Consider the following 20,032-nt stretch of genomic DNA (forward strand, 5'->3'; position numbering starts at 1 on the left):
CGGCAAAAGCCGCGCCGCGGCCGGACATGACGTCCCAAGGCGGCAAAGGCAGTTCCGCACCGGTCCATGACGGGCCGGTGCGGTTCTACAGCGCCGCCTGTGTCTTTCGAGACGCATAAGGACGCTGTAGCGCTTTGAATTGCTGCATGATTTTATCCCGAAATCGAGTTCCGATTTAAGGAATTATGCAGCGGTGTCACATCAGATCAGTAGCCCTGACCCTTCTTCTCTTCGTAGACCTTCATCGGTTCGTCGGCAGGCGTGTAGAGCTTCGACTCAGTCTGGATCCACTTGGCCGGAGCCTTCTTGTCCTTCAGATAGGCTTCGAGCGCATCGAAGGCCGGACCTGCCATATTCGGTGTCAGCTCGACCGTGGCATTGGCCTCGCCTTCGGACATCGCCTTGAAGATATCGGGCACGGCGTCGATGGAGACGACGAGGATATCCTTGCCGGGCTTCAGGCCGGCTTCCTTGATCGCCTGGATGGCGCCGACGGCCATGTCGTCGTTATGGGCGTAGAGAGCGCAGATATCCTTGCCGCCATTCTCGGCCTTCAGGAAGCTTTCCATGACTTCCTTGCCCTTGGTGCGGGTGAAGTCACCGGTCTGGCTGCGAACGATCTTGAGGTTGTCGTGGCCGGCAAGCGCCTCTTCGAAGCCCTTCTTGCGGGCGATGGCCGGCGACGAGCCGGTGGTGCCCTGAAGTTCGACGACATTGCACTTCTTGTCGCCGACGGTCTTGACCAAGAAGTCGCCTGCGACTTTGCCTTCATGGACCAGGTCTGACGTCACCGCCGTCAGGTAGAGATCGTCGGGAGCCTTGATGGTACGGTCGAGAAGGATGACCGGAATCTTGGCTTCCTTGGCTTCCTTGAGAACGTCGTCCCAGCCGGTTTCGACGACCGGAGCAATGAGAATGGCATCGACGCCCTGAGCAATGAAGGAGCGCAAAGCCTTGATCTGGTTTTCCTGCTTCTGCTGCGCATCGGCAAACTTCAGATCGATGCCGCGCTTCTTGGCCTGCTCCTTGGTCACAGTCGTTTCAGCCGCACGCCAGCCCGATTCCGAGCCGATCTGCGAGAAGCCGACAGTGAGGCCGGCGGCCGAAGCAGAACCGAACATGCAGGCAGCCAGAATCGTGGCACTCAAAAGTGCAGTCTTCAATTTCATGATTTCCTCCCAATGCCGCATCTCGCGGCACAGGGTCAAAAAATCATATAGTATTACTTTTGTAAATCGGAATCTTGGGATGCATTGCAGCAAAAAAAAGAGCGCCCACAGGGGCGCTCTTCGCATCTGCGAGACAGCTTGCGGGATTATTTGCCCGGCAGCTTGTCGTCGACGCCTTCGATGTAGAAGTTCATGCCGAGCAAAGTGCCGTCATCGGCCTTCTCGCCGGCCTTCAGCCAGGGCGTGCCGTCCTGCTTGTTGATCGGGCCGGTAAAGGGATGCAGCTCGCCTGATTTGATCTTGGCTTCGGTTTCCGAGGCGAGTTTCTTCACATCGTCGGGCATGTTGGTATAAGGCGCCATCGTCAAGATGCCGTCCTTCAGGCCGTCCCAGCTCTGCTCGGACTTCCAGGTGCCGTCGAGAAGCGCCTTGACGCGCTTGGAGTAGTAATTGCCCCAGGTGTCGATGATCGCAGTCAACTGGACGTTCGGGCCGGCCTTGATCATGTCCGAAGCTTGGCCGAATGCCTTGACGCCGCGTTGTTCGGCGACCTGCATCGGAGCCGTGGTGTCGGTGTGCTGGGCGAGGATATCGACGCCCTGGTCGATCAGCGCCTTGGCGGCGTCAGCTTCCTTGCCCGGATCGAACCAGGTATTGACCCAGATGACCTTCATCTTGAAGTTCGGGTTGACCGACTTGGCACCGGCTTCGAAGGCATTGATGCCCATCACCACCTCAGGGATCGGGAAGGTGGCGATATAGCCTGCCGTACCGGTTTTCGAGAGCTTGCCGGCGATGATGCCGCTGATATAGCGACCTTCATAGAAGCGCGAATTGTAAGTCGCGACGTTGTCGGCGGCCTTGAAGCCGGTCGCATGCTCGAACTTCACCTTCGGGAACTTCTTGGCGACGGCAACGGTGGCGTCCATGTAGCCGAAAGACGTGGTGAAGATCAGCGAGCAGCCGGAGCGGGCCATGCGCTCAATGGCGCGTTCAGCATCCGGGCCTTCCGGGACGCTTTCGAGGTAGGGCGTCTCGATCTTGTCACCGAATTCCTTCTCGACCTGGAGGCGGCCGTTCTCATGGGCCTGCGTCCAGCCGCCGTCGGTGCGGGTGCCGACATAGACGAAGCAGACCTTGGTCTTGTCGGCGGCCTCGGCGGCCGAGCCGATGCTCAGGACGAGGGCAGCGGTTGCTGCGAGAGCAAGTGCTAGTTTTTTCATTTTGATCCCTGTTGGTTGGAAGTTTCGAAACCCGTCTTTTTGTTGTTGCTCACCGGTCGGGCACAAAGGCCTTGCCGAGCGATGCCGGCGTATTGATCAACGTCGTGCGTCGATTATGCGAGATGATGATGAGGACCACAACCGTCGCCGCGTAGGGCAGCATCGATAGGAACTGCGAGGGAATGCCGATACCGAAGGCTTGCGCATGCAACTGAAGGATCGTCACCGCGCCGAAGAGATAACCACCAGCCAGCAGACGCCACGGCCGCCAGGAGGCGAAGACCACAAGCGCGAGTGCGATCCAGCCGCGCCCGCCCGACATGTTCTCGGTCCATTGCGGCGTATAGATCAGCGATAGCTGCGCGCCGGCAAGGCCCGAGCAGGCGCCGCCGAACATCACGGCGAGGTAGCGCATGCGGATGACATTGATGCCGAGCGCATGTGCGGAGGCGTGATTATCGCCGATGGCGCGGATCTTCAGGCCGGTGCGGCTCCTGAACAGGAACCAGTTGACGGCGATGACGAGCAGGATCGACAGGTAGAAGATCAGATCCTGCTTGAAGAGGACCGTCCCGATATAGGGAATGGCTGAAAGTACCGGGATTTCGATCGGCAGCAGCCGGATGCCGGGGGCGCCGACGAAGGCTTCGCCGAGCATGCCGGAAGCGCCGAGACCGAGGATCGTCAGCGCAAGGCCTGTTGCCACCTGATTGGCGACGAGCGTCAACGTCAGGAAGGCGAAGAGCCAGGAAAACAGCGCACCGCTGACGATGCCCCCGACAATGCCGATATAGGCCGAACCGGTGAGCTGTGCCGCAGCAAAGGCGCCGACCGCACCCATGATCATCATGCCTTCGACACCGAGATTGAGAACGCCGGAGCGCTCGGTCACCAGTTCACCGAGTGCTGCGATGACGAGCGGTGTGGAGGCGGTGATGACTGTCAGCAGAATGGCTTCGAAGATGCTCATGCCGCCCTGCCCCTTAGCCGCGACCAGACAATGCGGATTTTGTAATAGATCAGCGTATCACAGGAGAGCACGAAGAAGAGCAGCAGCCCCTGGAAGACGCGGGTGACCTTGTCGGAAACGCCGAGCGAAAGCTGTGCTGCCTCGCCGCCGAGATAGGTCAACGCCAGCACCAGGCCTGATGCGATGATGCCGAGCGGATTGAGGCGGCCGAGGAAGGCAACGATGATGGCGGTGAAGCCGTAGCCCGGCGAGATCGCCGGCTGCAAATGGCCGATCGAGCCCGAGACCTCGGCTATCCCGGCAAGCCCGGCAAGAGCGCCCGAAAAGAGAAAGCTGAACCAGATCATCTTCTTGGAGGAGAAACCGGCAAAGCGCCCTGCCCGCTCCGATTGGCCGAGCACGACGATTTCGAAGCCTTTCAGCGTATAGCGCAGCATGAACCAAACGCCGATTGCGGCGACAATGGCGAAGATGAAGGCCCAATGGGCCCGGCCCGACTCTTCCCAGATCGCCGGCAGCACCGCTTCCGGTGCGAAATCGCGCGAGACTGGAAAGTTGAAGCCCTTCGGATCGCGCCAAGCGCCGCGGATCAGCCAGTCAAGGAAGAGCTGGGCGATATAGACCAGCATCAGTGACGTCAGGATCTCGTTGGTATTGAAATGCGCCTTCAGCAGCGCCGGAATGGCGGCGAAAAGCGCACCGCCGAGCGCACCAAGGATCAGCATCAGCGGCAGCACGAGCGGCGAATGCCAGTCGTAAAAGACGATCGGCAGATAGGAGCCGGTGATGGCGCCGATGGTGAATTGGCCTTCGGCGCCGATATTCCAGTTGTTCGAGCGATAACAGACGGCCAGGCCGACGGCGATCAGGATCAGGGGCGCGGCTTTGATCGCCAGCTCGTGCAGCGACCAGATCTCGAGCAGCGGCTCGATGAAGAAGGCGTCGAGTGCCTCGACCGGGTCCTTGCCGAGCATGGCGAACATGATGGCGCCGAACACCAGCGTCAGGACAAGGGCAAGCAGCGGCGAGGCGAAGGCAAAGAGCTTCGAGACGTCGGCCCGTTTTTCAAGTTCAATGCGCATGGGGCGCCTCCGGGGCGGAGCTGCTCTCGTGCAGTCCGCCCATCAGCAGTCCGATCCTTTCCCGCGTCAGTTCGCCTGCCGGAAACGGGCGGGAAAGACGGCCTTCGCAGATGACGGCAATATCGGTCGCCACTTCGAAGATCTCATCGAGATCCTGGCTGATGACGACGACGGCCGAACCGCTTCTTGCGAGATCCACGAGCGCCTGGCGGATGCGGCTTGCAGCCCCGGCATCAACGCCCCAGGTCGGCTGGTTGACCACGAGTACTGCCGGCTGGCGGTCAAGCTCGCGGCCGACGATGAACTTCTGCAGGTTGCCGCCCGATAAGGAGCCGGCGGCCGGATCATCGCCGCTCTTGCGGACATCCATCGCCTCGGAAATGCGCCTTGCGGCAGATTTCACTGCCGCGTGGCGGATGATGCCGAGCAGGCCCAGGAACGCCTTGCGGTCCGACTGGCTGCGGGCAAGGACGAGATTGTCCGACAATTTCATGGCGGAGACGGCGGCATGGCCGTGGCGCTCCTCCGGCACGAAGCCGGCGCCGAGAAGACGGCGAGCGGTAATGCCCTGATTGCCCACGTGCTTTTTGCGGATGACGATCGCCTCGGCCGAAGCAACCGGATATTCGCCAGACAGAGCGTCGAAGAGTTCACTCTGCCCATTGCCCGCGACACCGGCGATGGCGAGGATCTCGCCCGAGCGCACCGCCATCGACACATCGCGCAGCGGCATGGCAAAGGGGGTGCGGGCTGCGACGGAAAGGTTGGCAACGGCAAGCTGCACCTCGCCCTTGTCGCTACGCTCCGGATGCGTCACGGTCGCCACCTCGCTGCCGACCATCATGCGGGCGAGCGAGGCCGGCGTTTCATGCTTGGGATCGCAGGCGCCGGTCACACGGCCATGGCGCAGAACGGTGGCGCGATCGCAGATGCGCTGCACTTCCTCCAGACGGTGGCTGATATAAAGAACCGAACGCCCCTCGGCGCGCAGCTTGAACAGCGTCTCGAACAGCTTGTCGGCCTCCTGCGGCGTCAGCACCGAGGTCGGCTCGTCGAGGATGATGAGTTTCGGGTTCTGCAGCAGTGCGCGGACGATCTCGATGCGCTGGCGTTCGCCGACCGAGAGATCGGCGACATGGGCATGCGGATCGAGCGGCAGGCCGTAGGCGACCGACAGCGCCCTCGCCTCCTCGGCGATTTTGTCGATTGGGATAGCGTCGTCGAGCGACAGGGCGATGTTTTCGGCCACCGTCAGCGCCTCGAACAGCGAGAAATGCTGGAAGACCATGCCGATGCCGAGCTTGCGGGCCTCCCCCGGCGAGGCGATCGCAACCGGCTGGCCCTGCCAGAGGATATGCCCGCCCGTCGGCTCGAGAACACCGAATAGCATCTTCACCAGGGTGGATTTGCCTGCACCGTTTTCGCCGAGAAGCGCATGAATTTCGCCCGGCGCTATATCGAGATCGATTTCATTGCAGGCTGCAAAGCTTCCGAAGAACTTCGTCAGCTTCTGAACCGATAATAACGCACCGGAATCCGGCACATTCAATGGCGACACGTTCCCCTCATTTCTTCTGCCAACCGGTCCGTTCGGATCTCATGGAATCAGCAGCGTCGTTCCTGTTGTTTTTCTTGTTTCCAGATCCGCGTGAGCCTGCCCAACCTCACGTAACGGATAGGTTTGATTGATATTGATACGCACTTTGTTGCTTTGCACAATATCAAATAGCGCTTTCGCACTGTCGATCAGTTCCTGGCGCGCGGCGATGTAGGTGAAGAGCGTCGGCCGCGTCGCAAAGAGCGAGCCCTTCTGCGCCAGTGCCGCAAGGGTGAAATTCTCGATCGGCCCGGAGGATTGACCGAAGGAGGCAAAAAGGCCGCGCGGCTTCAGGCAATCGAGCGACTGTGGAAAAGTATCGCGGCCGATCGAATCGTAGACGACATCGGCGCCCTTGCCGCCGGTGATTTCGCGGACACGGCCGACGAAATCTTCGCTCTTGTAGTTGATCACATGGTCGTAGCCATGGGCGAGCGCCAGCTCGATCTTGTCTTCGGAGCCCGCCGTGCCGATGACGGTGGCGCCGAGCGCCTTTGCCCATTGGCCGGCGATTAGGCCGACGCCGCCGGCAGCGGCGTGGAACAGTAGGACCGTCTGCGGGCCGACCTTGAAGGTGCGGTTCAAGAGATATTCGGCGGTCATGCCCTTCAGCATCATCGCCGCTGCCGTTTCGAGTTCTATGCCGTCAGGCACAAGCACCAGATGCCGCGTCTCGATATTGCGTTCGGCGCTATAGGCGCCGTCGGCGCCGGCATAGGCGACGCGGTCGCCGACCTTGAAATCCTCGACGCCGGGGCCAACCGATGTCACGGTGCCGGCGCCCTCCTTGCCGGTGACGAAGGGCAAATGCGGGGTCTTGTAGGTGCCGTTGCGGAAATAGACGTCGATGAAATTGAGCCCGACCGCCGCCTGCCTGATCTGCACTTCGCCCGCCGAGGGTGGCGGAAGATCGATCTCGACATAGTCGAAAACCTCCGGCCCGCCCGTCCTCGAAAATGAAACCGCCTGCGTTTTGGTCATCTGCCTACCCTAAGCTTCGCGTCCAAGAGCGGGGAAGAATTGCAGCACCGCGCCGATGACGTAAAGATAGATTCCGGTCACGATAAAGAGAATGAGCGCCCATTCGGGCGTGTCGAAATGCATCAACAACGAAAAAATCCCCAGCGCCGACCACAGGAAAAAGACGCCGAGGTTGAGCGGGCGCAGCCTTTTGACCCGGACCGGGTGGAGGAAATTGATCGGCAGGAAGGTCAGCACCACCGAGACGATGACAACGGTGAGCGCCGTCGTGGCGCTGGCATCGATGACGAACAGCGTGAAGACGATCATGTTCCAGACGACGGGGAAGCCGGAGAAGAAATACTCGTCCGTCTTCATGCCCATATCGGCATAGTAGATGGCGCTGGAGACGACGATCATGCCGGCGGCGACGAAGGACCAGGGCTCGCCGATCATGCCACTCTGATAGAGCGCGAAGGCCGGCAGAAGCACATAGGTGACGTAATCGATGATATTGTCGAGCGTATCGCCCGACCAGTTCGGCAGCACTTCCTTGACGCGCACCTTGCGGGCGATCGGCCCGTCTATGCCGTCGACCAGAAGGGCGAGGCCCAGCCACCAGAACATGTCGATGAAGCGGTGTTCGGCGGCGGCAACGACGCCGAGAAAGGCAAGGAAGGAGCCGGATGCCGTCAGGATATGGACGGAAAAGGCGCGCATCTCCGCATAAGGAACACGCTTGTAGTTGAAAATCTTCATATTCCCCCGACCGCCCTATCGCGCTCGCCCCGGCAAGCATCTTTTTTTCGCCACCATCGCCGAACCCTGTTGCTGAATCGGGTTCGACGCCGTAGGTCTTTGTTGTCGCACCGTTTTTGCCGAAAACCGGCATCCGTTTCCGGCGTGCTGCTCTAATATGCATCCTTTGCCGGGCTTCGCCAGCGGGAAATACGACATTCCCCGCCAGCCATTGAATCCTGACAATGACATGCATATTTCCCTTTAGAAGCGTCGCGTGGAATGGAATGCCTTTAATTCCGGCCCGATTTGTAATATCTCGCTCGCATCCGACTGTTCATCCGACGAAACGGGATCCGCTACCGAAATGAACGCGCCTGCAAAGACCGAAGACTTCGCCTTGTCCATCCCCGCCGGCGTCTATGCCGAGACGGTGCTCGATGTCACGCACTATACCGACCGGCTCTTCCGCTTCACGATGACCCGGCCGCAGGGCTTCCGTTTCCGTTCCGGCGAATTCGCGATGATCGGCCTGATGGTCGAGGGCAAACCGGTCTTCCGCGCCTATTCGATTGCCAGCCCCGCCTGGGCCGAGGAGCTTGAATTCTTCTCGATCAAGGTGCCGGACGGTCCGCTCACCTCACATCTGCAGGCGATCAAGCCGGGCGACCAGGTGCTGATGCGCAAGAAGCCGACGGGCACGCTGGTGCTCGACGCGCTGACGCCGGGCCGTCGTCTCTACATGTTCTCGACGGGAACGGGCATTGCGCCTTTCGCCAGCCTGATCCGCGATCCCGAGACCTATGAGAAGTTCGAGGAAGTCATCCTCACCCATACGACACGTGATGTCGCCGAGCTGAAATACGGCTTCGACCTCGTGCACGAGATCCAGAATGACGAGCTGCTGAAGGAAGTCGTCGGCGACAAGTTGCGCCACTATCCCACAGTCACGCGCGAGGATTTCGAATATCGCGGCCGCATCACCGACTTGATCTCCTCCGGCAAGCTGTTCACCGATCTCGGCGTGCCGCCGCTCGATCCGGAAATCGACCGCGGCATGATCTGCGGTTCCTCGGCCATGCTGAAGGATACCAAGGAACTGCTCGAAAAGGCCGGCCTCGATGAAGGCGCCAACAGCAAGCCCGCCGAATTCGTCATCGAGCGCGCTTTCGTCGGCTAAAGCATTTGTGACAATCAGACCTGTGGCGGCTCCGGAAACGGAGCCGTTTCTATGTCTGGCTGAGGTAATCGATCAGCACCGCCATGGCGGCGCGCGCCTCATCCGGCCTGCCCTGATGGATGGCGCGGATGACGGCGACGTGCAGCGCGATGGCGCGATCCGTGCGCTCCGGGCTTGCCTTGGAGTACCAGAGGCGACGTGAATGCGTCTGCACCGGGCCGAGCGCCGCGGTGATGAAGCCGTTCGGGCAGGCATCCTCAAGGATTTCGTCGAAAGCCTTGTCGGCGGCGAAGAAGCCGGCGAGATCGCCGGTGACGGCACATTCCTCCATCGCGCGGGCGCAGTCGTTGAGACGCGCGCGCTGATCGTCGCTGGCATGTTCAGCGACCAGGCTTGCCGCGATCGGCTCCAACTCACGGCGCACTTGCATGACGTTGCCGTGATCGTCCGGTGCGATTTCGGCCACCTGCAGCCCGACGCGCGGCTTGACCAGGATCAACCCCTGCCAGGCGAGCTTCTGGATCGCCTCGCGCACCGGCGTACGCCCGTGGCCGGCCATATCGATCAACTGCTTTTCGGTGACAAGTGCGCCGGGCTTCAACGCCAGCGTCACGATCAGATGCTCCAGCGCGAGATAGGCAAGATGGCTTTGTGAAGTCTGCAATACGGAGCTCCGTCGCCAAATCTGATATATCACATTGTCGCACGGTCGAAAACCGAAGACAAGGCGGCACTGAATATCAGAATAGAGACAGATAGATAACAAAGGCGAGGCTGCTGAAAACCGGCGAGGCATTGACGTCTGCGCCGTGAAGGCTGTTGCCACCCGCCCCGATCTACAGAGGCATTTCGCGTCGGCTGCTTCATCAGGCCGGCAGATCACCCCTTGCAGAACGCCCGGCTGGAAACCGAGATCGAATTTTGACACGGGTCTTTTGCATTGGCGAACAGATAGCCATCGGCTTTATGGATGGCACCGAACTCCAGGCCATTCTCCGCGCATCGCCTGCAAAAGGCCTCGACATCCTCTACGTCGAAGACCAGCTTGACGATGGATTGACCGCTCCGCTGCCCCTTGGCGGCCTGGTGCAGCATGATATTCGCACCGCCGTCCTGAGCGATGAGTTCAACGATCCTATCGCCAGGCAGGCTGGTCGCCTTGAAACCGAAGTTCTTCTCGTAGAACCGCGCCGTTTCCTCGACATTCCCAGCGTAGATTACCAGTCTGTTGAGCGGCATGATGCCAGCCTCCGATAGCGCTTGCGTTCGATTAACAGGAATAGAGGGACATCACGCGTTTTGCCACGGCGCAATTATTCGTGTCGCAGCGCCTCGATGGGGTTCAACTGCGCTGCCCTTCTCGCCGGGAAATAGCCGAAGATCATGCCGATCGCCGCGGAGAAGAGGAAGGCGACGGCGACCATCAGCGGGCTGAAAACGAAGGGGACTTTCAGCAGCGTCACGGCGCCGAAGCCGAGGCTCAAGCCAAGTACGATGCCGGTGATGCCGCCGAACAGCGACAGTGCCACCGCTTCGACCAGGAACTGGGTGAGCACCTGGCTTTCCAGCGCGCCGATCGCCAGGCGGATGCCGATCTCGCGGGTGCGCTCGGTGACGGAGACCAGCATTATGTTCATGATGCCGATGCCGCCGACGAGCAGGCTGATCGCAGCGACGGCGCCGAGCAGGCCGGTCAGCAGCGTCGTCGTGCCGGTCATCGCTTCGGCGATCTGGGTCATGTCGTTGACGTTGAAATCGTCCTGGCGGCCGGGCACGATCTTGCGGCGCTCGCGCAGGAGATTTTCGACATCGGACTGCACCTTGGCTGTGGAGACGCCGTCGCGCGCCGAGATGATGATCTGCGGCACGTTGCTGTTGCCGCTGATGCGCCGCTGAAACACCTTGACCGGCATGATGACGACATCGTCCTGGTCGTTGCCCATGCCGGACTGACCACGCTTGGCAAGCACGCCGATGACAGGGCATGAGACCTTGCCGACGCGGATCTGCTGGCCTGTGGGGTCGGCGCTGCCGAAGAGCTGCGAGCGCACCGTCTCGCCGATGATGCAGCGCGCCTGGCCGCGTTCCTCGGCGGGCAGGAAATTGCGGCCGAGCGCCAGATTCCAGTCCTGTGCGATGAAATAGTCATTCGTGGTGCCGGAGACGCTGGTCGAATGATTCTGGCCGCCGAAAATGACGGTCGCTGTGGACTGGTTGAGCGGCGCCACGGCCCTGAGGCCGCCGATCTGGTCGCGGATAGCCGCGACGTCCTTGACGCTGAAGCGCTTGGCCTCGGAGCTCGCCCGGCCGGGGCCGAACTGGCCGGGGCGGACGAACAGCATGTTGGTGCCGAGCCGCGACAGCTCGGTCGAGACCTGTGCAGTCGTGCCGTTGCCGATCGTCACCAGCGCGATGACGGCGGCAACGCCGATGACGACACCAAGCACGGTCAGGAACGAGCGCAGCATGTTGCGGCTGATGGCCCGCAGCGCCAGCTTCAGCGTCTCAAAGAACATGATCCGCCCTCCTCCGGTGCTCGACCTCAGTCTCCAGCTTGCCGTCGACGAAACGCAGCAGCCGCTGGGCATAGGCGGCGATATCGGGCTCATGGGTGACCATGACGATGGTGATGCCCTGCTCGCGGTTCAGCCGCGTCATCAGATCCATGATCTCGACGCTGGTCCTGGTGTCGAGATTGCCTGTGGGCTCATCGGCGAGGAGCAGCGCCGGCTCGGTAACGATGGCGCGAGCGATAGCGACTCGCTGCTGCTGGCCGCCTGACAGTTCCTGTGTCTTGTGATGTTCGCGCCCGGTGAGACCGACCAGCGCCAGGGCTTCGCGGGCCCGCTCGCGCCGCTCGCGCACCGCCATGCCGCGATAGATCAACGGCAGCTCGACATTTTCGACGGCCGAGGTGCGCGACAGGAGGTTGAAGCCCTGGAAGACGAAGCCGAGCATGTGGCGGCGCAGCAGCGTCAGCTGGCTGCGGTCGAAGCCGCTGGTCGGAATGCCTTCGAAGATGTAGTCGCCGGCGCTCGGCACGTCGAGGCAGCCGAGAATATTCATCGCCGTCGACTTGCCGGAGCCAGACGGCCCCATGATCGCGACGAATTCATGGGCGTTGATCGCAAGGTCGACGTGGTCGAGCGCGCGGATCGCCGCCTCGCCCTCGCCGTAGATTTTCGAGACCTGTCTGAAATCGATGAGCGGCGGGCTTGCCATCCGTCTCTCCGCCTAGTTCGCACGCGTCGTGGCGTCGGTCACCAGTGCGTCGTTTTCCTTGATGTCGCCGGAGACGACCTGGGTGAACTGGCCGTCGGATGAGCCGACCTGGATGACAACAGGCGCCGGGCGACCGTTGCGCAGCACCCAGACACGGCGCTCAGCGCCCTTCAGCGCCGGGCCGGCATTGTTGTTGCGCTGGCGTGGCGGGCCGAAGATGCCGAAAATGCCGCGGCCGCGCCTTTCGGCCTGCGCCGGGGCGTAACGCAGCGCGGCGTTCGGCACCATCAGCGTATCCTTGACGGCCTCGACGGTGACGTCGGCCGTCGCCGTCATGCCGGGGCGCAGCAGCAGATCGGCATTGTCCACGGATAGAACTGCCTTATAGGTCACGACATTGTTGACCACTTCGGAGGCGAAGCGGATCTGCTCGATCTCGGCGGGAAAGCTCCGGTCGGGATAGGCGTCGACTGTGAATTTCGCCTTCTGGCCGACAGCGATCTGGCCGACATCGGCCTCGTCGACATCGACCTGCAACTCCATCTTCTTCAGGTCGCCGGCAATGGTGAAAAGGATCGGCGCCGAAAGCGAGGCTGCGACCGTGGCGCCCGGATTGACGGAGCGGGTGAGGATGACGCCGTCGATCGGCGAGATGATCTTCGCCTTGGCGAGATTGACTTCGGCAAGCTGCAGGTCGGCCTCCGAGGCAAGGACCTCGGCCTCATTGATCTGTTTGGCGGCGACGGCGGAATCATATTTGTAGCTGGCGTCGTCGAGGCTCTGCTGGGTGGAGACGTTGCTCCTGACCAGGCTCTTCAACCGCTCGAGCGAGGTGCCTGCCGATTGCATATCGGCATTGGCCTTGACGACGTTCGCCTTGGCCGAATTGAGCTTGGCGCGCGAACTCTTCACATCCGCCTCGAGCTTATTGGTATCGAGGAGAGCGAGCACTTCGCCTGATTTGACCGTGCTGTTGTAATCGACGTTGACGTCGCGAACCGTGCCGGAAAGCTCGCTCGATATATCCACCTGCTCGGTCGGCTGGACGGAGCCGGTGGCAGTGACCAGCACCGTCAGGTCGCCGCGTTTTGCTGGCTGGGTGTCATAGCTCAATTCGCTTTGCCCACGACCCATGTAGAAATAAACGGCGACTGCGGCAGCAGCGATGAGGATCAGCAGGATGATCAGGCGTCCGCGCCAGCGGCTGCGCTTGCCCTGCCGTCCCGATGCCGCAAGGACTGCGGCGAGATCGGACGCTGCGCCTGTCTTTGCTCCGGTTTCGCTGCCGCTTACGATTTTGTTCATGTCGTCCTCAATCAGTCAGTGGCCGCTTGCGGCCTCTGCGGCAAAATAATCACAACGCAGATGAACCGGCGATTAGCACTGCCGCCGAACTGGCACGGAATTGCAGATGGGTGAAATGAAATATTGGTAAGGAAAGTCAAGTTTCGGTGCGACTGAGCATGTCGCGCAAAACTGTGCAGCGGTTTTGCGATCACGACATGCGGAAAATCAAAGATCTAAAGCGTGGCAAGCGATCTCGATCGCGACGCGCTTTAGCGCCGGTCAGTTCGCATCCTCGGCAAATTGGGCCGCGCCGGGCAACGGATGCAACCACGGTTCACGCCGCTTGATCCAGACCTCATAGCTAGGCGCAAGGTCGGTCGGTGGAGTGTCTAGGGACCCCAGACGGAGTTCCGCCTCATCTTCCCTGAGGCAGAAAAGCCTGCCGCCGCAGACGGGGCAGAAGCTGCGACCAGCGAAGGTGGCGATCTCGCCGCTGTGGGAAAAAGCCTGGCGCGGCCAGACCGCAAAGAAGACGAAGGCGGAGCCGCTCGATTTGCGGCAATCGGCGCAGTGGCAGAGGCCGGTGCGAAGCGGCTCGCCTTCCACCCTGTAGGCGACCGCCCCGCAAAGGCAGCTTCCGGTTCGGATCCCCATGGCGCGCGTCAGGCGTCGAGATTAGTCGGCAGGCCCGGTGGGCGCCGCTTTGCCGCCATCAACAGGTCGAGTTCGGTGGCGGACGGGCCGAACTTCTCGTAGAGGCGCTTTGCCTCCTTGTCGTCGAGCCGATATTTCCTGGCAAATTCGCCGATGCTGTAGGGGCGGCCACGCAACACTCTCCGCGCCGGGGTCGCCGTATTCGGTGCGTCGGTCATGGTTTTCTCCTTTTCGTCAGGTACCCTTTAAGCTAGAGCGACCCGTCGATTTGGAAAGAGCCCGCAAGCCGCATTGAGGCTTCCGGCATGGATGGATGCGGTTGTTTTCCTGGAACCTTTTCGTCGACATGCGCATTTTTTTGATCGAGGTTGCGGGCCGCGCCAAGCGGACGCGGCGGTGCTGGAGAACATCGGGATTTTTCCGCTTTCTCCCGGTGGCCAACGCAATGGCAGGCCGAGCTCCCTACCCGCCCGGTTCGCTTCCTTATCCGGTTCTTTTCGAGCGGAGATCACGAAATATTAAAATGCGGAACGCATGCGCCGGAGCGAGGTTTTCCCATCGAGGTCGACGTGGCCTCGTTCAACAACCAAGGAGAACCGAATGGCAAACCAAGGTGGATCCCATGAACAGCACGTCAAGGTTGGGCAGCAGAGTCACAAGAACGACTCGAATGCCCGCAACGCCTCAGCCGGCCGCGACGCGCAGTCCAGCGGAACCCGCGGCGGCAGCCAAGAACAGCATGTAAAGGCTGGTCAACAAAGCCACAAGAACAGCCACTAAAGCTGCTCTGATATGAATTAGGCTCGCGCTTCGGCGCGGGCTTTTCTTTGTCGAGTCGCTACGACTAGGGATCGACCGCTGCCGGGAAGCCGATCTGTCCTCAATCAGTATTCGGGCGTGTTGCGCGTAGACGCGTCCCGCGAGTGGCCGCCGTCATTCCATCCTGAACCGGGTGTGGCAGGTCGCGCAGGTCTGCAGCATGAGGTGGAACGCGTGTTCCGCCGGCATCGCCGACAGCTCGTGCTCGTTGCGGACGTGAGTGCCGAAAGGACCGCCGCCCATGGCCTCTCCGGGCTTCATGCGCATGCTGGCGGTCATCGGCCCAGGGTTCTTCTGCGCGGCGGCATCCAGCGCGACGGCGTAGTCGCGCAGGTCGTTGGCGATGCGGTCGAACCGGTCGCGCTCATTAAGAATGTTCGGTCCGGCCTTCGACTGCCGACTATCGGTCGCGGACGCGAAATGTGCAGAGAGAACGCCTCCAGACTTGTCGCGGATGGTGTCGGCCGCCCATTGAAACTCGCTGGCCTTGTAGGTCGTCGAATCCTTGAACATGCCGGAGATCGTCTTTGCCGCTGCGGCCATAGCTTTCATGTCCGCTTGCCGAATGGCGACGATGTCCTCCTCGGCGGAAACCATGGCCGCCGTCATCAGGACCGCCGCCATGAAGGCAAACAGTCCGAGTTTGCTGATGTCAGCTGTTAATCTCATCGACGAAGCCGTCTGGATTTGGTGACCATGATGCTGCACGGATATCCGATGCCGTGACCGGATATCCGTCTTTATCTGGGCAGCAAGAGGGCGGATGCGCGCCCGTCAGGCGGCGGGCGCATTCCCAGCTTCCAATCGGCGATTTTGCAACCGAGCGATGAGAAAGCATTAACTGCTGCCGGTTAGTCTGCGCCTCTCGCTCGGAGAGGATTGATCGATGAAGAGTGGCTACTCGCTCGCCCAGATAGGACTCCACTGGCTCGTCGCCTTCATGGTGCCGGTTCAGTATCTGACCGGCGGCAGCATCGAGAGAACCCACCACGCCGTCCACATGGGTCTCACACCGTCCTATTGGGACGTCGTCCAGCACCAGCTTCACAACTATGCGGGAATGGTGATCGGCCTGCTGATGGGCGTGCGGCTAGTTCTTCGTCTCCTTCAACCGCCCGAAACCAACGGGCCGAATTCATGGGCCGAGCGAGCCGCGAAGGCGCTTCACTACGGCTTCTACGCCGCAATCATCGGACAGGCCTGCATGGGGTTCGTCGCGAGCTATCTCTCGTTCGCCATCGCGCCGTATCACGTGATCGGGTCGAAGATTATCTTGGCGATGGTCGCGCTGCACTTCGCCGCGGCGGCCTTGCACACGCTGGTCGCCCGCGACGAGACGGTCGACCGCATGGTGTTCTCGCGCCGGAAGCGGTCAGCCGAGAATTTCTAGGGTGGCCAGCGTCAGCACAACATAGCGGCCGGTCTTGGCGGCGAACACAGGGATCGTGAACGGGATGATGTTCGTGCCACATAAAGGACTCGAACATTGACGACAGGTGAGTTGCAATTGAAATCGAGCTGCTTTGCATGTAGTTCGAGGGGCATGGGCAAGATGTACCGAATCGCAATGAGCAGGCTGCTCGTGATGATGCGGCTGGTGATGATCATATCACTGGCGGGGTACTCGCTGTCGAACGCCAGCGCCGCCATGCATGGCTCCTCGTTCCCCGAAATGGCAGCGGCCGTGTCAGAAACCGATGCCATGCAGCATCACGATGGCCATGACATGACGAAGATGGCTGTCCATGATCACTCCCAAGGCGAGGCCAGCGGTGACGCCGATGGCGTATCGAAGCCCGTCAAGCAAGAGTGCTGCAAGGATTTCTGTGGCGGGCTCGGCATTATTTGTGAAGGCCAGGACGTCGGCGGACCTGTCGTAACCTCGATCCGGCAGTTCATCGACGACCGGACGACCCTTGGCGAACTGCCGACCCTCAACCGTCCCCCGAATATCTGAATAGAGACGCACCCGCTTGATCGGGTCTAGTCGGACGCTTGCCTGTTTCTGGGCGAGCGCGCCGTAGGCTATCTCCTATTCGGATATTTCAAAATGAAACCCTCGCTTTTCGTGGTGGGGCTGCCGCTTGTTGCCGGTGGCTGCGCATCCACGCTTCCTCCCGACGTGGTGGCATTTCCCACCGCGGTCATTCAGCCGTCCGCGCTTCCGCCGGCATACAGGTCGCCGATCACAGGTTACGTCGCCCGCCAGCCGGTCGATCCCAAACCCTGGCGCAGACAGAACGATCTGCAGTCTCCCATGAATGGAGACGGCTCATGATCGGCACCACAAGACTGATCGCGGCGCTGGCATTCCCGCTCGCCTTGAGCGGCTGCGTTACAGGTACCGACTATTCCCGCAAGGAGGCGGGCTTCACCTCCGTTGCCAACAAAACCGCTACTGTCACGGCGAAAGAGACCGTCTGGATCCAAAACCAGAACCAGGCCCGATCGGCGGCCGCGCAGGTCAAAGGCCTGCTTGCTCGAACGAAGCCTCTCGACGTCGAGACGGCCGTCCAGATCGCGCTGCTCAACAACAAGGGCCTCCAGGCCGCCTATGCCGATCTCGGCGACAGCGCCGCCGACGCCTGGCAGTCGACGATGTTCATCAATCCGACCGTCTCCATCGGCACGACAGGCATGGGGACGCCGGAGCTGGGGGCGTTCAAAACGATCGAAGGAATGATCACGACGAACATCCTGGCGCTCGCCACGAGGAACCGGGACGTGGCGATCGCCGACACCCGCTTCCGGCAGGCGCAGTTGACCGCTGCAGTGAAGACACTCCAGGTCGCTGCTGACACCCGGCGCGCCTGGATCGGCGCGGTCGCGTCATGGGAAAACGTCGGGCAGCTCCAGCACGCCCAGGCGACTGCCGACGCAGCCTCGGAACTCGCCGAAAAGCTGGGCGAGACAGGCGCGATGGCCAAGGGCGCCCAGGCCCGTGAACATGTCTTCGTCGCCGAGCTCGCCGGAGAAACGGCAAAGGCCCGGCTGGCGGCCCGTCTCGCCAAGGAGGATCTAACGCGGCTGATGGGCCTCTGGGGCTCCGATCTGGACTACCAGGTCCCGAACAGCCTGCCCCCGCTCCCCAAATCCGTCGTCAGACGCGATACCATCGAGGCCGAAGCCCTCAGGAACCGTATCGACCTGCAGATCGCTAAGCTCGACCTTGAGGCCACGGCCAAGTCCTACGGCCTCACCGAGGCGACACGCTATGTGACCGACCTCGAAATCCTGACCGGTTTCGAAACGGAACGCGAAATCGAGGACGACGAGACGAAAACGAGGACCACTGCGCAGGTCGAGCTTGAGTTCGCCATCCCGATCTTCGACACCGGCAAGGCCCGGATGCGCAAGTCCGAGCTGACCTACATGCGGGCGGCGAACCTGCTGGCCGAAAAAGCCGTCAACGTCCGCTCGGAAGCACGCTCCGCCTACGAGGCTTACCGCTCGCACTACGATATCGCGCGGCACTACCGCAACAACGTCGTGCCGCTGCGCACCAAGGTCGAGGAGGAATCCCTGCTGACCTACAACGGCATGATCTCGAACACCTTCGAGCTGCTGACGGACACCCGCGACAAGATCAACTCCACCCTGCTTTCCGTCAACGCGAAGCGAGATTTCTGGCTGGCCGAAGCCGATCTGGCGCCTGCGATCTACGGCGGCGGCGCGACGAAGGCGGCGGCAGAGACCGAGGTCGCCGCTGCTTCCGAAAGCAGCGCTGGCGGCGGTCATTGAGAAAGGACACACCATGTTCAACAGACGACAACTTTTTGGAGCCAGCGCTGCCCTGCTCACCACAGCCGCCTGGACGAAGACCTCGGCGATGGGTCTGCCCGAGGCCCCGACGATGGAATCGGCCGACATGCAGCCGCCACTCCGCCCTAGCTCCGGTCCTGACTATCAGCCCGTGGTCACCCTCAACGGCTGGACCCTGCCGCACAGGATGAACAATGGCGTCAAGGAGTTCCACCTCGTCGCCGAACCGGTCGAACGCGAGATGGCGGACGGCATGACCGCCTATCTGTGGGGCTACAACGGGCAGTCACCGGGACCGACGATCGAGGCTGTCGAAGGCGATCGCGTCCGCATCTTCGTCACCAACAAGCTGCCGGAGCACACGACGATCCACTGGCACGGCATGATCCTGCCGTCGGGCATGGACGGCGTGGGCGGCCTGACGCAGCCGCACATTCCAGTCGGCAAGACCTATGTCTACGAGTTCGACCTCGTGAAATCCGGTACCTTCATGTACCACCCGCATTCCGACGAGATGGTGCAGATGGCCATGGGCATGATGGGTTTCTTCGTGATCCATCCGAAAGATCCCAAGTTCATGCGCGTCGACCGAGACTTCGTCTTCCTGCTCAACGCCTACGACATCGACCCCGGCTCCTACGTGCCGCGGATCATGGAGATGACCGACTTCAACATGTGGTGCTGGAACAGCCGCGTGTTCCCGGACATCAGTCCTCTCGTCGTGTCCAGGAATGACCGGGTGCGCGTCCGGGTCGGCAACCTGACGATGACCAACCATCCGGTCCACATGCACGGCTACGATTTCGAAGTGACCTGCACCGACGGCGGCTGGGTGCGGCCGGAAGCGCGGTGGCCGGAGGTGAGCATCGACATCCCCGTCGGCGCGATGCGTGCCTACGAGTTCGACGCCAAGTATCTCGGCGACTGGGCGATCCACTGCCACAAATCGCACCACACGATGAACGCCATGGGTCACGACATTCCAACCTTCATCGGCGCGGACAAATCGAAGGTCGCCGAGAAGATCAGGAAGCTGCAGCCGGAATACATGCCCATGGGCACCAAGGGCATGGCAGATATGGGCGAAATGGAAATGCCCATCCCCGAGAACACCGTCCCGATGATGACCGGCTGGGGACCGCATGGTCCGATCGAAATGGGCGGCATGTTCTCGGTCGTCAAGGTCCGCGAGGGCATCTCGGCAGACGATTACTCAGATCCCGGCTGGTACGAAAACCCGCCCGGAACGCAGGCCTGGGAGTGGACCGGAGAACTTCCGGACGCGACCAAGGCCAAAGACGCGGAAACGCAAATCACGCCGAAGCCGACAAACGGCTGAGGTCCAATCTCAACATCGAAAAGGAATTAC

General features: G+C 61.4%; 22 protein-coding genes. 7 read left to right on the forward strand and 15 right to left on the reverse strand.

Going from position 1 to position 20,032, the window contains the following annotated elements:
- Nucleotides 1-206 precede the first annotated feature (206 nt).
- The 7 genes from ytfQ to pcsA form a co-directional block, all read right to left on the reverse strand.
- Entirely contained in the window at nt 207-1,169 is a 963-nt protein-coding gene (ytfQ, locus tag BS629_RS30660) for a galactofuranose ABC transporter, galactofuranose-binding protein YtfQ (RefSeq protein WP_003559333.1), read from the reverse strand.
- 146 nt (nt 1,170-1,315) lie between these two features.
- A complete protein-coding gene (locus BS629_RS30665) occupies nt 1,316-2,392 on the reverse strand; it encodes a BMP family ABC transporter substrate-binding protein (protein WP_018241992.1) in 1,077 nt (358 codons plus the stop codon).
- A 49-nt stretch (nt 2,393-2,441) separates the two neighbouring features.
- Nucleotides 2,442-3,362 carry an ABC transporter permease gene (locus BS629_RS30670; protein WP_018241991.1) on the reverse strand — a complete coding sequence of 307 codons (921 nt, stop codon included), beginning with the start codon at nt 3,360-3,362 and terminating at the stop codon, nt 2,442-2,444.
- Complete coding sequence (locus BS629_RS30675; RefSeq protein ID WP_018241990.1) at nt 3,359-4,444, reverse strand: ABC transporter permease; 1,086 nt, start codon at nt 4,442-4,444, stop codon at nt 3,359-3,361. Before BS629_RS30675 ends, BS629_RS30670 begins: the two co-directional genes overlap by 4 nt.
- Nucleotides 4,434-6,002 (reverse strand): ABC transporter ATP-binding protein, encoded by a 1,569-nt coding sequence (locus tag BS629_RS30680; protein WP_018241989.1) that lies wholly within the window; start codon nt 6,000-6,002, stop codon nt 4,434-4,436. Before BS629_RS30680 ends, BS629_RS30675 begins: the two co-directional genes overlap by 11 nt.
- 39 nt (nt 6,003-6,041) lie before the next feature.
- Nucleotides 6,042-7,022, reverse strand: coding sequence for a quinone oxidoreductase family protein (locus BS629_RS30685; RefSeq protein ID WP_018241988.1), 981 nt, complete (start codon nt 7,020-7,022; stop codon nt 6,042-6,044).
- Between the two features lie 9 nt (nt 7,023-7,031).
- Nucleotides 7,032-7,760 (reverse strand): phosphatidylcholine synthase, encoded by a 729-nt coding sequence (pcsA, locus tag BS629_RS30690; protein ID WP_018069600.1) that lies wholly within the window; start codon nt 7,758-7,760, stop codon nt 7,032-7,034.
- A gap of 346 nt (nt 7,761-8,106) precedes the next feature.
- Here pcsA and BS629_RS30695 point away from each other — a divergent pair, with 346 nt between their 5' ends.
- Entirely contained in the window at nt 8,107-8,919 is an 813-nt protein-coding gene (locus BS629_RS30695) for a ferredoxin--NADP reductase (RefSeq protein ID WP_018241987.1), read from the forward strand.
- A gap of 49 nt (nt 8,920-8,968) precedes the next feature.
- On the opposite strand, the gene BS629_RS30700 is transcribed toward BS629_RS30695, so the two are convergent.
- The 7 genes from BS629_RS30700 to BS629_RS30730 all read right to left on the reverse strand — a co-directional run bounded on the left by BS629_RS30700 (nt 8,969) and on the right by BS629_RS30730 (nt 14,300).
- A complete protein-coding gene (locus BS629_RS30700; protein WP_018241986.1) occupies nt 8,969-9,583 on the reverse strand; it encodes a GntR family transcriptional regulator in 615 nt (204 codons plus the stop codon).
- A 215-nt stretch (nt 9,584-9,798) separates the two neighbouring features.
- The gene (locus BS629_RS30705) at nt 9,799-10,158 is read right to left on the reverse strand and encodes a VOC family protein (RefSeq protein ID WP_018241985.1); all 360 of its coding nucleotides are present in this window, start codon (nt 10,156-10,158) and stop codon (nt 9,799-9,801) included.
- A 74-nt stretch (nt 10,159-10,232) separates the two neighbouring features.
- Complete coding sequence (locus BS629_RS30710) at nt 10,233-11,435, reverse strand: ABC transporter permease (RefSeq protein ID WP_018241984.1); 1,203 nt, start codon at nt 11,433-11,435, stop codon at nt 10,233-10,235.
- Nucleotides 11,425-12,141: an ABC transporter ATP-binding protein gene (locus BS629_RS30715; RefSeq protein ID WP_018241983.1), complete on the reverse strand. Its 717-nt coding sequence runs from the start codon at nt 12,139-12,141 to the stop codon at nt 11,425-11,427. The genes BS629_RS30710 and BS629_RS30715 overlap by 11 nt, the downstream gene beginning before the upstream one ends.
- Before the next feature lie 12 nt (nt 12,142-12,153).
- A complete protein-coding gene (locus tag BS629_RS30720; protein WP_018241982.1) occupies nt 12,154-13,446 on the reverse strand; it encodes an efflux RND transporter periplasmic adaptor subunit in 1,293 nt (430 codons plus the stop codon).
- A gap of 261 nt (nt 13,447-13,707) precedes the next feature.
- A complete protein-coding gene (locus BS629_RS30725) occupies nt 13,708-14,082 on the reverse strand; it encodes a GFA family protein (RefSeq protein ID WP_018241981.1) in 375 nt (124 codons plus the stop codon).
- Nucleotides 14,083-14,090: 8 nt separating this feature from the next.
- Nucleotides 14,091-14,300, reverse strand: a complete 210-nt coding sequence (locus tag BS629_RS30730) for a hypothetical protein (protein WP_018241980.1) — start codon at nt 14,298-14,300, stop codon at nt 14,091-14,093.
- Between the two features lie 382 nt (nt 14,301-14,682).
- Here BS629_RS30730 and BS629_RS30735 point away from each other — a divergent pair, with 382 nt between their 5' ends.
- Complete coding sequence (locus BS629_RS30735; protein WP_018241979.1) at nt 14,683-14,862, forward strand: hypothetical protein; 180 nt, start codon at nt 14,683-14,685, stop codon at nt 14,860-14,862.
- Nucleotides 14,863-15,015: 153 nt separating this feature from the next.
- Here the strand turns inward: BS629_RS30735 and BS629_RS30740 are convergent, their stop codons facing one another.
- Nucleotides 15,016-15,570: a cytochrome c gene (locus BS629_RS30740; RefSeq protein ID WP_020572877.1), complete on the reverse strand. Its 555-nt coding sequence runs from the start codon at nt 15,568-15,570 to the stop codon at nt 15,016-15,018.
- Between the two features lie 217 nt (nt 15,571-15,787).
- On the opposite strand from BS629_RS30740, the gene BS629_RS30745 reads away from it, so the two are divergent.
- The 5 genes from BS629_RS30745 to BS629_RS30765 all read left to right on the forward strand — a co-directional run bounded on the left by BS629_RS30745 (nt 15,788) and on the right by BS629_RS30765 (nt 20,002).
- Nucleotides 15,788-16,291, forward strand: a complete 504-nt coding sequence (locus BS629_RS30745; protein ID WP_018241976.1) for a cytochrome b — start codon at nt 15,788-15,790, stop codon at nt 16,289-16,291.
- Between the two features lie 153 nt (nt 16,292-16,444).
- Complete coding sequence (locus BS629_RS30750) at nt 16,445-16,858, forward strand: hypothetical protein (protein WP_245506135.1); 414 nt, start codon at nt 16,445-16,447, stop codon at nt 16,856-16,858.
- A gap of 93 nt (nt 16,859-16,951) precedes the next feature.
- Nucleotides 16,952-17,179, forward strand: a complete 228-nt coding sequence (locus BS629_RS30755; protein ID WP_018241974.1) for a hypothetical protein — start codon at nt 16,952-16,954, stop codon at nt 17,177-17,179.
- Nucleotides 17,176-18,642, forward strand: coding sequence for a TolC family protein (locus BS629_RS30760; RefSeq protein WP_018241973.1), 1,467 nt, complete (start codon nt 17,176-17,178; stop codon nt 18,640-18,642). Before BS629_RS30755 ends, BS629_RS30760 begins: the two co-directional genes overlap by 4 nt.
- A 13-nt stretch (nt 18,643-18,655) precedes the next feature.
- Complete coding sequence (locus BS629_RS30765) at nt 18,656-20,002, forward strand: multicopper oxidase family protein (protein WP_018241972.1); 1,347 nt, start codon at nt 18,656-18,658, stop codon at nt 20,000-20,002.
- Nucleotides 20,003-20,032 lie beyond the last annotated feature (30 nt).

The organism is Rhizobium leguminosarum bv. viciae USDA 2370, assembly GCF_002008365.1.
Taxonomy (GTDB): Bacteria; Pseudomonadota; Alphaproteobacteria; order Rhizobiales; family Rhizobiaceae; genus Rhizobium; species Rhizobium leguminosarum.

Bases quoted from the DNA above. Each gene is read 5' to 3' on its own strand.
- ytfQ (WP_003559333.1), bottom strand. From the start codon at position 1,169: ATGAAATTGAAGACTGCACTTTTGAGTGCCACGATTCTGGCTGCCTGC.
- BS629_RS30665 (WP_018241992.1), bottom strand. From the start codon at position 2,392: ATGAAAAAACTAGCACTTGCTCTCGCAGCAACCGCTGCCCTCGTCCTG.
- BS629_RS30670 (WP_018241991.1), bottom strand. From the start codon at position 3,362: ATGAGCATCTTCGAAGCCATTCTGCTGACAGTCATCACCGCCTCCACA.
- BS629_RS30675 (WP_018241990.1), bottom strand. From the start codon at position 4,444: ATGCGCATTGAACTTGAAAAACGGGCCGACGTCTCGAAGCTCTTTGCC.
- BS629_RS30685 (WP_018241988.1), bottom strand. From the start codon at position 7,022: ATGACCAAAACGCAGGCGGTTTCATTTTCGAGGACGGGCGGGCCGGAG.
- pcsA (WP_018069600.1), bottom strand. From the start codon at position 7,760: ATGAAGATTTTCAACTACAAGCGTGTTCCTTATGCGGAGATGCGCGCC.
- BS629_RS30695 (WP_018241987.1), top strand. From the start codon at position 8,107: ATGAACGCGCCTGCAAAGACCGAAGACTTCGCCTTGTCCATCCCCGCC.
- BS629_RS30705 (WP_018241985.1), bottom strand. From the start codon at position 10,158: ATGCCGCTCAACAGACTGGTAATCTACGCTGGGAATGTCGAGGAAACG.
- BS629_RS30710 (WP_018241984.1), bottom strand. From the start codon at position 11,435: ATGTTCTTTGAGACGCTGAAGCTGGCGCTGCGGGCCATCAGCCGCAAC.
- BS629_RS30715 (WP_018241983.1), bottom strand. From the start codon at position 12,141: ATGGCAAGCCCGCCGCTCATCGATTTCAGACAGGTCTCGAAAATCTAC.
- BS629_RS30720 (WP_018241982.1), bottom strand. From the start codon at position 13,446: ATGAACAAAATCGTAAGCGGCAGCGAAACCGGAGCAAAGACAGGCGCA.
- BS629_RS30725 (WP_018241981.1), bottom strand. From the start codon at position 14,082: ATGGGGATCCGAACCGGAAGCTGCCTTTGCGGGGCGGTCGCCTACAGG.
- BS629_RS30730 (WP_018241980.1), bottom strand. From the start codon at position 14,300: ATGACCGACGCACCGAATACGGCGACCCCGGCGCGGAGAGTGTTGCGT.
- BS629_RS30735 (WP_018241979.1), top strand. From the start codon at position 14,683: ATGGCAAACCAAGGTGGATCCCATGAACAGCACGTCAAGGTTGGGCAG.
- BS629_RS30740 (WP_020572877.1), bottom strand. From the start codon at position 15,570: ATGAGATTAACAGCTGACATCAGCAAACTCGGACTGTTTGCCTTCATG.
- BS629_RS30745 (WP_018241976.1), top strand. From the start codon at position 15,788: ATGAAGAGTGGCTACTCGCTCGCCCAGATAGGACTCCACTGGCTCGTC.
- BS629_RS30750 (WP_245506135.1), top strand. From the start codon at position 16,445: ATGGGCAAGATGTACCGAATCGCAATGAGCAGGCTGCTCGTGATGATG.
- BS629_RS30755 (WP_018241974.1), top strand. From the start codon at position 16,952: ATGAAACCCTCGCTTTTCGTGGTGGGGCTGCCGCTTGTTGCCGGTGGC.
- BS629_RS30760 (WP_018241973.1), top strand. From the start codon at position 17,176: ATGATCGGCACCACAAGACTGATCGCGGCGCTGGCATTCCCGCTCGCC.
- BS629_RS30765 (WP_018241972.1), top strand. From the start codon at position 18,656: ATGTTCAACAGACGACAACTTTTTGGAGCCAGCGCTGCCCTGCTCACC.